General features: G+C 57.3%; 5 protein-coding genes. All 5 read left to right on the forward strand.

Translation table 11 applies throughout. From position 1 onward, the window contains the following. Positions 1-4 precede the first annotated feature (4 nt). Positions 5-769 carry a Rossmann-like domain-containing protein gene (locus HMPREF1631_RS05730; RefSeq protein ID WP_034233256.1) on the forward strand — a complete coding sequence of 255 codons (765 nt, stop codon included), beginning with the start codon at positions 5-7 and terminating at the stop codon, positions 767-769. Positions 770-817: 48 nt separating this feature from the next. Beyond that, positions 818-1393: a LytR C-terminal domain-containing protein gene (locus HMPREF1631_RS06865; protein WP_052047163.1), complete on the forward strand. Its 576-nt coding sequence runs from the start codon at positions 818-820 to the stop codon at positions 1391-1393. A 256-nt stretch (positions 1394-1649) separates the two neighbouring features. Next, positions 1650-9491: an InlB B-repeat-containing protein gene (locus tag HMPREF1631_RS05740; RefSeq protein WP_052047164.1), complete on the forward strand. Its 7842-nt coding sequence runs from the start codon at positions 1650-1652 to the stop codon at positions 9489-9491. A 202-nt stretch (positions 9492-9693) separates the two neighbouring features. Then, positions 9694-11070: a cytosine permease gene (codB, locus tag HMPREF1631_RS05745; RefSeq protein ID WP_084707510.1), complete on the forward strand. Its 1377-nt coding sequence runs from the start codon at positions 9694-9696 to the stop codon at positions 11068-11070. Positions 11071-11079: 9 nt separating this feature from the next. Continuing rightward, positions 11080-12369, forward strand: a complete 1290-nt coding sequence (gene codA, locus HMPREF1631_RS05750) for a cytosine deaminase (RefSeq protein WP_034233258.1) — start codon at positions 11080-11082, stop codon at positions 12367-12369. The last annotated feature ends 238 nt before the right edge of the window (positions 12370-12607 follow it).

The following is a 12607-nucleotide window of genomic DNA, read 5'->3' on the forward strand; positions in this document are numbered from 1 at the left end:
AATAATGAATTCGGCATGGGAAATTTATGACCGGCTGATAGAGGCGATAGATCCGAACGTGAAAGTGACGCGGGCGGAAAATGTGGGACCCTGTTCCGAAGTTACGTCTTCGGAAAACAGTATCGGCCGCGCCCTGATAATGCCCTCCGACTCCCGTCCCCGCATATTTGCCGGCGGAAGCATGGAGGGCAGGAGCCTGAAAGATATTGCCGCTTTGGTCAAATCGTGGAATTTTGACGAGGCGTCTTTCGGCATGGCTGCCGTTAATGCGTGGTGGGGGCAGGAAGAGCGCGCCCTGGGAAACGGTTTTGTCAAAATGAAATCGCTGATGTTCCGTGAACTTTTCGATCCTTACGCACAGGAAACAGCCGGAAAAACGGTGGGGGTCATCGGGCATTTCCCCTTTGTGTTTGATGCTTTGCCGCAGGCAGGGCAGATTTATGTGCTGGAACGCGCTGTGCGCCCCGGTGATTATCCCGATTCTGCCTGCGAATATCTGCTCCCGGAATGTGACTATGTTTTTATCACGGGCTCGGCTTTTGTGAATAAAACCATTCCGCGTCTGCTTAGTCTTTCCCGCCGCGCGCACACGGTTGTGGTCGGTCCGTCCGCCGCGTGTGCGCCCTTCCTTGCCGAATACGGCGTGGATACGGTTCTGGGCTTTACTTCTTCGCTGATGCCCGCAGGGAAAAAGGCGATTATGGGTAACGGGCGTATGTACGGCGCACGGCTTATTTTCACCGCCCATTCCCGGGAGAAACGGCAATGATTTTTCCGCGCACTACCGGTTGCCGCCAACCTGCGATACATTAAACGTGTGGATAAAATTACCGAAACCCGCGCGGAGTATAAAGCCCGTCTGAAGCAGCGCCAGACCGTGATATTCGGTTCGATCGGTGCCGTGATGGCTATTTTGCTGGCACTGAATATGCTGTTTTTCACCGGGATTCTTCCTTTCCCTTTTTACCGCGGTTTTTCTTCGGCGAAGCCGGTGCAGTATACGGTGCCGTGCGCGGCAAAAAAGGCCCGTCCCGTTCCGCTCGGCGAAATCAACGTCCGCGTGTACAACGCAACTGCGCGTACGGGTATTGCCCAGCAGGTGAGCGACGTTCTGAAAGAGCGGGGAGTGAATGTTTCCGCCACCGCAAACTGGGATTCCAAAGAGCGGGTAACGGATTCGGCTTTGATTATCACGGGACGGAAAACCGTTTCCCAGGCATATACCCTGCGTGCGTTTTTTCCCAAGTCGCGGGTTGTGTTTGAAAAGGGAGCGAATACGGGAATTGTGGATGTCGTGATCGGGAAGCAGTGGAAAGAGATGTATGAACTGCCCGCGAAAGCCGATTTCCGCAAAGCAATGAATTCTCTGCCCGGCTGCACATCGGATTTCTGAGTTTCGTCTGCTGCTGTTTCCGCTTTTCAGCCGCGCGGTATGCCTGCCTGTTTCTCGGCTGCAAATCGGTGCCGCCGCCCGTTTCGTCCTTATTTTGTCTCCGCACAGACAGGCGGCGCACATAAATATATGTGATTTTATTCCTTATAATTTTCTGTGCGTGCATATACGCGCAGGGGGGGGTACTGTATTGTACAGTGGTATTTTCATATGCTTATCCGCATATTGATTATATGTAGACGTTTTAGGGAGAAATATGGCAAGCCGGAAAAATAATGGACACGGAAAAGATTCCGGGCGAAATGCAAAACATTCCGCCGCCGCGCACTGCACTCAGATCGGTGCGGCGAGTGTGGCTCTTACGTCCACTCTTGCCCTCGTTCTGCCTGCTTCTGCGGCTCCCATGGGAGACCCGGCACCCGGCACGCGCCATTTGGAGCAGACACGTGTTGTAAAAACGGAAAATAAGTCTTCCGCCGCGCCGGCGCATTCGCCCCGTACTCCGCTGCAAAGTGCCAATACCGAACGTATCGTGCGTGAAGTGCGCAAATATATGGAGAAAGCCGGCGCGGGAAAGCCGGGCGCACCGGCCGCGCACCCGGACACCGATGCTGTAAAACAGCAGCCGGCTCAGCGCACTTCCGCTCCTGCGCCGCTTCCGCCCGCTCCGCGAAGGACGCGCCGCCATGCCTTGGTACGTCCGCTTTCCTCCGGGGCGGAAACGCCTTCGCCGCAGCAGAATAATCCTGCCGGTGCCGCGCCCGCGCCCGGCGCGGGTACGCAGCCGAGCCCGGCCGTTACCGGGGTGCAGGGCACTTCCGCGGCGCCTGCTGCTCCCACTGCTTCGAATACTCCTGCCGCTTCTAATGCTCCTGCCGCGCCCGATTCGCAGTCTTCCAATCCCGGCGGCCAAAAACCGAATACCGCACCGGCGCAGCCGTCTGCGGCTTCCGGCACATCCGCTGCCCAACCTGCACCGGCGCAGCATACTTCGCCCGGCGCAGCGCCCGCGCCCAACGCCGGTACCCGGCCGCAGCCCGCACCGGGATCGCAGACGCCGGCCGAGTCTGCGCCGCCTGCTGCTCCTACTGCTCCCACTGCGCCTACACTTCCCTCTCTGCCCGATTCCGGCAAAAACAGCCAGGTGATTGTGCCGAACACGGAAAATCAGACGGCACAGACCAAGGAAGAGGCAAATGAGCAGGTGCAGACGGACAAAAAGCCGGAAGACACCTACAATCTGAAGATTCTGTATACGATCAGCGGCGAGCCGAACAAGCAGTTGGTTCAGCCTTATGAGCTGACTATTGACCGGCAGAAACTGGAATCGCTGGCAAATCAGAGCGAATATATTGAGCTGCCCAAACCTGCCGGCTTCCACCCCGCAGTCACGCATACGGGGAACTATACCTATTTCGTGCGCAACGAACAGGGCGAATTTGTGCCCGACAACGGCACAAACGGAGATGCCGTCCGCTATCTGCGTCTCGACCGGCAGCTGATCGAAGAATACTGTATCGGCAAAGACGAAAAAACGGGTGTTCATTACGGCGAACTGAACATTAATTATGCTCCCCGGGTGACGAAGTACTACGTGCGCCACCTTCTCCAGGACGAAGACAACCGCAACGGTTTCCACGATTCGGGCCGGGGAACGAAGATCATCGAAATCACCGACACGGACGCTTCCGGGCATCCGGTGAAAAAGAAGATTCACGTCACCGAGCATCTGGGCACGGTGGGGTCGTTTATTTATGCGCAGTCGGTGGAAATCCCGGGTTACGAGCCGGAAAAGAACAATGTGGGTTCCCCGCTTTCCGACAAAGCCGACGACGGCGACCACAAACTGGTGCTGAATATGCGCTATTACCGCAAGTCGCATGACGTAACCTACGACACCGCGGGCGGTACGGACATTACGGCGCAGCGGGTGTATTACGACACCGTAATTCCGCCGGTGAAAGACCCGCAGCGGCGCGGCTACGTGTTCAAGGGCTGGGAGCTGGTGGATTCCGCGGGGAGGAAGATAAAGGATCTTCCCGCTCCGGCGCAGCCCGGCTCGTACGAAAGCCAGTCGACTTTCAAAATGCCGGATGAGGATGTGCATTTCCGTGCGGTATGGGAAGCGAACAAGACTACCTCCTATACGGTGAACGTATGGGTGCAGAAGCCCGATCTGGTTGATCCGGCGCACCCCGATTCCCTGATTAATTATGATTTTGTGGGAATGGTGAAGCGTGAAAACGTCAAAACGGGCAGCGATGTGCAGCTCGATTCGATGTCGGATGCGGGCGTATCCGTGCCCGGCGCGCAGGACGGGCAGCACGTCACGGAAAATCCCCTGCTTGGTCTGACGGAAGATGAACTGACCGGCTCCGGCGGGCTGATTAAGAATTTCAACTGGCTGGGCGACGATCCTGTTTCGGAGCTTCATCCGCAGGCAGGCGCGGATTCCTTTACGCGCTATTTCCTGATCAATAAAAAGCTGACGAAGAAACTGAACAGCGAACTGCGCGCCGGCGCCGCGGAAAAGAAAAACCGGCTGGATCCCAACGATCTGAATAACCGGCTGGATCTGGTATACGACCGGAAAACGTATGAACTGATTTTCTTTGCCGACAAAGCCTCGACGGAGGTTGACTACAACCCGTTTATATATACGAAAGACGAGAACGGTACGCTTACGGCATACTGCTACGCGGCGGCGGGAACCGGCTGCGCCGAATCGCTGGAGGATGGGCAGGATACGCTGGAATGGAAAGGAAAGACCATTCCCCTGAACCGTAACGGATACCGTTTCAAGGCCCGCTACGGGCAGATTCTCTCCCGCTGGCCTTCCACATCTTTTCTGGGAGGAATCCCGGATGGAAAGGGCTTTTTGGGCTGGAGAATATGGGATAAGAACAACAAGAGTTACCATTTCAGCTACCGCGACACGCCTCCCTACAGGCTGCTGGGAAACGGCAGTGTCGGCTTTGTCGGTCTTGGTTTTGCGAATCCGGCCTGGAAGATTAAAGACACTCCGGAGGGGCAGGGGCATGCCCCCGGTCCCGACCAGATCGTGATGTATGCGGATATGGGCCCGGGCGTGCGTCACATACAGACGCTGATCAAGAAGCAGACGCTGTCTTCCGCACGGAATCCGGGCGCCGATGCCGAATATGTGGTATCCGAAGACTCCAACGTCAAAGATGATACCGATAACGCCGAATACGATTTTACCGCTCCGCCTATTGCGGGCTTTGAACCGGCACAAAAAACCGCCCGCCAGGACAGCGTCGACGACGGCGATTTTTCCGAAAAGGTAGACGATCTGTACGAGGAATACAAAGAAGCCTACGAAAAGGAACATCATAGGGAATATCCCGTAAGCAGGGAAGATTTTCCGAAGAAATTTAATCTGAAGTTCGGCAGCAGATTCAATCCGGATAGTGAGGAAGCCGACGATGATGATAATACCGAGAAAATCGGTTGGCTGGAGTTCGATTATAAGCGGCTGAAATATAAAGTCGAGTTCTGGGAGAAGGACGGCACACAGTCCATGATCTCCGAAGAACTGCCTTATGAAACCAATCTGAGCGCGGAAGGCTACACCGGAAAGGTAAAGCCGGTACCGGGCAGCGGGCAGTTCCCCGATACTTACACCTTTATGGGCAAAACCTTTACCCGTCCGGCATACCTGCCGAAAGACTATGTGTTTGTCGGCTGGGCGCGTGACCGCGCCGGAACGCAGCTTATTGAGGGCGGGGACGGCCCCGGAGTCACGCTGCCGCTGAACGGAATCAAACTCTATGCGGCATGGGCCCGGGCAAAAGCGAAACACACCGTCACTTTTGATTACAATATGCCGCAGACCGATGCCCACGGGAAAGAAATACCCGGTACGAGTGTAACGAAAAAGCAGGTTGTGGAGCATCGTACGAAGCTGGATAAAACAAAGCTGACCGTGCCCACCCGCCCGGGTTACGATTTCTACGGTTGGGAGATCACGCGCACCCTTACCGAGCCGGACGGCAGCACTGTTGTGAAGTCTCTGCCTTACGCTTTCGGCAACGGCGTTGTGGAGGATATTACGCTGAAGGCGGTCTGGATTAAAGACACGCGCTACACGGGAACCGTGCGGCACGTCTTCCTGAAGCCCGGTGTCACCATTAAAGACTATGAGAGTGCGCCGGATGACGCAGCACGCAGTAAGCTGGTGGAAATCGTCCGCGACCAGTCTCTTTCCGGTCTGCGCGAGCATCTGACGTATGCGGCCGAAGCCTCGTACCGCGATTCGCGCCATTTCCCGGACGTCAACTATCAGAGTTTTGAGGTTTCTTCGAACCCGTCGAAGAATACTGCCACATTCGTTTATCAGACGTACAACACGCGCTCGTATACCGTGCAGTATCTGGATGCGGCAAATCCTTCGCACCGGCTGCTTGCGGATAAAACAGTGCAGTCTGTGAACCGCAAATACGACGTTGCGTCCTATGCGCAGATAGACGGCTACAAGCCTCGTTCCCTGCAGCAGACGATTATTTATTCCACGGATTCGGAGGGGAAGCAGACCGCCGACGTTGTTATAAAGTTTATGTATGACGACGTGCGTGTGCTCAGGCGCGCGGACCGCACCCAGAAGACGCCCGACGGATACACCCGGTATATATTCAGGGTCGCGGACGGGAATGCCGATTCCGGTTTCATTTCCGACTGGCAGAATCATGCTGTGCCGGACGGCGGAGAATTGGTTTACGACGTCATTCACGGCACGAAAGCATATGAGCTGCCGCTGCCGAAGAAGCCGCAGGCGAAACCCGGATTTGTGTTTTACAAGTGGAAGTCGGCGCTCAGCGTTTCCGACGGCAGAGGGGGAATGCATCACGTCGACGGCCCGGACCGTCTTCCCGTTCTTTCCGAGTCGCAGTCGGTTGCGGAAGTTGTGTATACCGCCCATTTCAACCTGAAGACGCCTCTTCCCGTGTCCGCTACGGTGTTCCGTCCCGGGCAGAAGCTCGGCGCGGGCGAAGAGGGTGCGAAGGCACTGATACAGAATTTCGCGGAGTATCCCGCCGGGGCGCATTTCTCCTATGCGCCGGGAGAAGAATTCGATCCGCGCCCCGGTCTGCATAAAATTACGGTGCAGGTCACCCTGGGCGGAGAAGTAACGCAGACGCAGGTGGAATACACCGTTCTTCCGCAGATGGTATTCAATACCTACTGGGATGCATACAAGGATAAGTACGGCAGCGAATATGTGCCCCTGACCTTCACTTCCAAAACGGATGAGGGCACGATTGTCGGCGGCGACAGGCCCTATAAGAACGGGGCGAGCGATGCGATTACCGCCTGGGTGTATAAGGGCGCGGATCAGCGGATTCGTGTGCCGCTTGCGTTCGGCAAAGACCACAGCGACAAAAACTACAACTATGTGTTTAAAGGCTGGAAGCTTGTTTCCCCGGACGGACAGGTTCCGGGCGGGCAGGGAGATTCTGCCCCGGATATCAGCCCCGAAGCCGGGTATTACGATCTGAAGAACCCGCAGGCGGGTCTGACATATCAGGCGGTCTACAGGAAGATTGACTATGTGTCCGGCCATTCCGACAGCGGCGATATTCCCAAGGACGCCGTGGTTGCGGTGTTTAAGCCCGCGCCCGGACGGCAGTGGGATGACGGAACCACGGGCCCGAAGGTGTACTATGTGCGAAAGGGAACGAACATCCGCGACATTAAAGACGCCGATGGCAGGTCTGTGCTGGATAAACTGGCGGCATCGCTGACGGGCGCAACCGGCTGGTCGCGAAGCAGTATGCTGAACGACGGCATGAAGGTGGATCCGATTGATGATATGTCTTCCGCCTCGTGGGTGGTAAAGGAACCGTTCCAGGAATTTGTGGCGATCCAGACCAAGAATGCCGTTCCGATCACGAAGAGCAGTATGGAGTTTGCGATTCGCAAAGACGATTCCACGCTGCCCGCCCCGGAGAAATTCATCGAAAACTATGATCTTCTGCGCACCGATCCGAACGTGGACAGTGTGCGGGTAGAGTATGTAGGCAGTCTCAAGACGGAGAAAGAGGGCACGTATTCCGTGCCGCTGAAGGTCACCGTCAAATATAAAGACGTGAAGAAACCGGTCGAATACGAATCTATCGGCGTGCTGAAAGTGCTCTACGACCTGCTTTACGGGGAGAAGACGGAGAAAGATCCGCATACCGGCGAACTGAATCTGAACAACCCCGAAATGAAGAAGATTCACGATTTGTATGCCCGGGTGACCTTTGCCGATGCCGCCCCGGATGCCGATTCGCCGCAGGGCAAAGGCAAAATTGACGGGCGCAAAGAATTCTATGCCTACAGGAGCAAGGCCTCGGGAGTGAAAGCACCCAAGGCAACGGGCAGGGATTACGACGCGCTTGGCTACCACTACACATTTAAGGGCTGGCACATCGTAGGATCGCCCGATTCGGAGATACTCAGCGACGCAGATGTGTACAGGAAGACGTATCCGCAGGATACCGTGTATGAAGCAGTTTATACGCGTATGGAGAACATCATCGACCCGAGTAAGGTGGACGAGATTCCGGCCGGCTATACGGCAGTGATCTTCACTCCTGCTTCCGGGCGTCTGTGGGCAGACGGAACGGACAAGCCGAAACTGCGCTATATCCGCCACGGGGCAAATCCCGCCGACAACGTGGCGTTTGCGAAGCTGACGGCGGAGCGGCTTGGGCGCACGCTTTCCGGTTTCACCGGCTGGAAGATGTACGATCCGAAAGACAAAGAGTTTGATCTGGCAGACAGCAAGTCCTGGGATTGGGACAAGCCCCGGATTCTGGTGGCGCGTCAGACTCCGCTGCCGCAGCTCAAAATGCGGGAAGTGGTGATCGGTGTCGGCGACGAAATGCCTGATCTGCAGGACTTGGTGGCAAATCTGCCCGAGCTGGCAAACAATCCGACCGTAACCGTGGAAAAGGCGGAAACGGAAGACGGCGTTCCCGTGAACGGGTCTTCCGCACGTCCCGGAGTCACCATTGTTACGCTCACCCTTTCCTATCAGGGAGACCGCGCCGGGAAACCTGCCGGGGCGCACGCCGATTTGTCCGACACTCCGAACTTCGAGCGGATCCGGGTGCGCGTGCCCGTGCGCGTGCGCGTACTGCCGAATGTGATTGCCGGGCAGGATCTGCCGGCCGCCGGCACGCCCGAAGCGGACTTTGTTGCCCAAAACTATACAAAGGTGACGTACGTGGCAGGGGAGCACGGAAGGATGCTTTCACCGGTATTCACCTATTGGGTGCGGAAGAATACGCAGGTACAGCTGGCGTTGCCGCAGATAGCCGCCGACAAAGGCTATCTGTTTAAGGACTGGACGTCCCGCACGAATCCCGTGCCGCAGGATCCGGGTCTCCGGGGTGTGGCCTCTGCCGAGCAGCGCGAGGCTCTGGCACACCGGGCGGAGATTGCGGGGAAGCCGTTTGTGGCGAAACTGATCCGTTCTTCGAAGCAATCCACGCTTTCTGCCCTGCGCGCTCTGCTCGAAAACGCGGGTGTTCATCAGGAAACGCAGTATGAGACGGTAATCACGGCGAACTTTGAGAAGATGAAACCGGCCAGGTTTGTTTTCTCCGCCACTGCCTGTGAGGGAGCGAATGCCTACTTCACTCTGGCGGACGGCTACGGCAAAGCCGTGTTTGCCCCGGGCGGGCCCGCTTCCGTGTTTGGTTTGCGTACTTCCTGCGAAACCGGGAAGTGTGCGATAGCCGGCGTGCCGCGCATTACCGATTGGGCAAGCGGCGAGCGGTCGCGGATAGTGCCGATGATGTTTATGACTGTCGATGAATACGGCAGGGAAACGGAACTCCGGGTGGATGTGGAGATTCTGCGCCGGCGCGACGCGGCTTCGCCGTACGTGCCTTCGCCCTATAGCCCGCCTGCTGTCCGGCCGCATAATCCGCCTGCTTCCCCTGCGGCAGCCTATACCACGCCGGCAGTCAATCCGGCGGTGCCCGAACGTCTGCCGCGTACGGGCGGCCACGCGGATTTGGGATTCTGGGCGGCGGCTCTCACCGCGCTGGGCCTTGCCGGCCGGCGGCGGAAGAAGGAGGAGGAGTAGTCTTCGCGGTGGGCGGCGCACTTTGCCGGTCTTGGGCCGCGGCCCGGCCGCGGTTTTCCGGTAAACGGTGCTTCGCCGCCTGCTGTCCGGTTCGGTCCGCCTTTCGGGCGGACCGAACCGCCGTATTTTGGGGAATTTTTATTTCGCGGAATTTGTGCTACACTTATGACAATTTGGGTTAAAAACGCAGATAGGAGTATTCATGGGTGGCACAGACCTGCAAACTGTCCGTAAAAAACCGGACAACGATTTCTCTTTTGGAGTTGTTCCCGTTTCAGACCGACGTTCCTTTTGGGGCGTCGGTTTTGTTATGCTCGGCTTTACGTTCTTTTCCGCGTCCATGTCGGTGGGGGCAAAACTGGGCATCGGTCTGGATGCGGGCGGTTTCGCGGCGGCGGTCACGGTCGGCGGGCTGATTCTTGCCTGCTTCACGGGCGTACTGGCATACGTGGGTGCGGCAACCGGCATGGGGGTGGACGAACTTGCGCGTCACTCATTTGGCACCTACGGTTCTTTTCTTCCCTCGTTTCTGATCGCTTTCACGCAGATGGGCTGGTTCGGTGTCGGCGTGGCGATGTTCGCGCTGCCCACGGCGGATGTGCTGGGAATCAGCCCGATTCCGATTGTGCTGGTGGCAGGCGGACTGATGACCGCTTCGGCGTATTACGGAATCAGGGCCATTGAAATCGTGTCTTTCGTCTCCGTGCCGCTGATTTCCGTGCTGGGAACCTATTCGATGGTAACGGCGGCCGCAGCCGGCGGCGGGCTGTCGCATGTTTTCGCCTCCGGCTCGGATATGTCGGTACTTACCGGAGTGGGCCTGGTGGTTGGATCCTTTATCTCGGGAGGCTCTGCCACGCCGAATTTCACGCGCTTCGCCAAGACGCCGAAATCCGCGGTAATTACCACGGTGATTGCCTTCCTTGTGGGCAATACGCTGATGTTTTCTTTCGGCGCGGTGGGCGGGGCGTTCACCGGGAAAGACGATATTTTCTATGTGATGATTGCCCAGGGCCTGGCTCTGCCGGCTCTGATCGTGCTGGGAACCAATATCTGGACAACAAACAACAACGCGCTCTATACAACCGGTCTGGGGTTTGCAAATATCACAAAGTATCCGAAGAAACCGCTGGTGATTGTGGCAGGTGTTGTGGGAACGCTCTGCTCGCTGTGGCTTTACCGCAACTTTGTGGGCTGGCTGAGCTTTCTCAATGCCACGCTTCCGCCGATCGGCACAGTGCTCGCGGCAGATTATTTCGTCTGCCGCCGCACGTATGCGCTGCGGGAAAACACAGCGGTAGTCGGAAGATCGATATTCGCCGTTGTCTGCGGCACAGCTGCGGGATGGATGGTTCCGCTCGGGATTGCCTCTCTGAACGCGGTGGCGGCCACGTTGGCGGGATACGCGGTGTGGACCGTTTTCACGCGCGGCGCGGCAGGCAGCGGCCGGCGCGCGGTGGTGACGTGCTGCGTGCCGCAGTCCTCTCCCGATGTGCCCGAATTTGGGGATGCCGGTTTCGGGCAGAATGCGCAAGACGGCCGGAGAACCGCCCGGGCACAGCGTGAAGCGGAAAAGTGAGGCAGAGGAATGAAAAAACAGATTTTTAAAAATATGCTGATTGACGGTGAGCGTCTTTGTGAAATGACGGTCACCGACGGGGTGATTACCTCCCTGAAGCCGGCGGAAGGCGAAAACCGCCCGTCTTTCGCCCCCGGGGCGGAAAACGAAGCAGCGCACGGGGATTCTTCCGCGGTGCAGGTATATGACTGCGGCGGGCGGGTGGTTCTCCCGGGGATTGTGGAATCACACGTGCACCTGGATACCGCGATGACGGAAGGCGATCCGCACCCGAACCGCTCCGGAACGCTTTTTGAGGGGATCGAAATCTGGTCAAAGCGTAAAGAACGCCTGACTGCCGGGGATGTGAAAGAGCGTGCCATGCGGGCAATCCGACAGCAGGTACGTTTCGGGGTGCAGTATATCCGCTCGCATGTGGATATTACCGATCCGCAGCTTACCGCGCTGCGCGCACTGGCGGAGCTGCGCGAGGAACTGAAAGATACCGTCACTTTGCAGCTGGTGGCGTTTCCGCAGGAGGGAATCGAATCTTTCCCCGACGGGCGCGAACTGCTCAAAAAGGCGGCGGGCAGCGGCGCGGATGTGATCGGTGCGATTCCGCATTATGAATTTACCCGTGAATATGCGGTCAGTTCGCTTAACTATGCGTTTTCGCTGGCGCAGGATTACGGTCTGCTGATGGACGTACACTGCGACGAAATCGACGACGGCGCTTCCAGGGGGCTGGAGACCCTGGCAACGCGTGCCTATGAGGCGGGAGTCGGGGAAAAGGTGACGGCGTCCCACACAACCGCGATGCATTCGTACAATAATGCGTATTTCACCCGGCTGCTGCGTCTGCTGCGGATGAGCGGAATAAATTTTGTGTCCAATCCGATGGTGAATACGCATCTTCAGGGACGCCTGGACACGTATCCGAAACGCCGCGGGGTGACGCGCGTGAAAGAACTCACGGAAGCGGGAATCAATGTTTCTTTCGGGCAGGACGATATCGTTGATCCGTGGAATCCGCTGGGCACGGGTTCGCTGCGTGACGTCACTCTTCTGGGGCTGTATGTGACGCAGATGATGGCGGCGGAACAGATCGACAGCTCATACCGTTTTATCACCTATAACGGCGCGCGGACTTTGAATCTGCAAAATTACGGTTTGGTGCCGGGCAATCCGGCGAATTTCGTGGTGCTGGGCGCTTCCTCCTGGCGCGAAGCGCTTGCGTTCCATGCGCCCGTGCTTGCCTCCTACCGCGGCGGCAGGTGCATATACGAGGCGGACGAGCCGCAGCGCAGGTGGCATTTCTAAATCTGCGCGGTTCCCAAATGCGCGCAGCGGTGCGTTCCGGTTTTTCGCATTCCGGTGCCGATATCCGCGCATTTGGGAATTTCTTTCCCCTTTTGTGTGAGATGTATTAAATAGGTGTGTTCCGGATAAAAGTTGAAAAGAGGTTTTTAATGCGGTAGAAATTTAGGTAAACATTACTTGTGACCGCCGCCCGGTGGCGGTCGTTGGCTTTTACTACCGATGAAAGTGCGGGGGGGGG

Origin of the sequence: Arcanobacterium sp. S3PF19, from assembly GCF_000758825.1 — a bacterium.
In the GTDB taxonomy this organism is placed as follows: Bacteria; Actinomycetota; Actinomycetes; order Actinomycetales; family Actinomycetaceae; genus Arcanobacterium_A.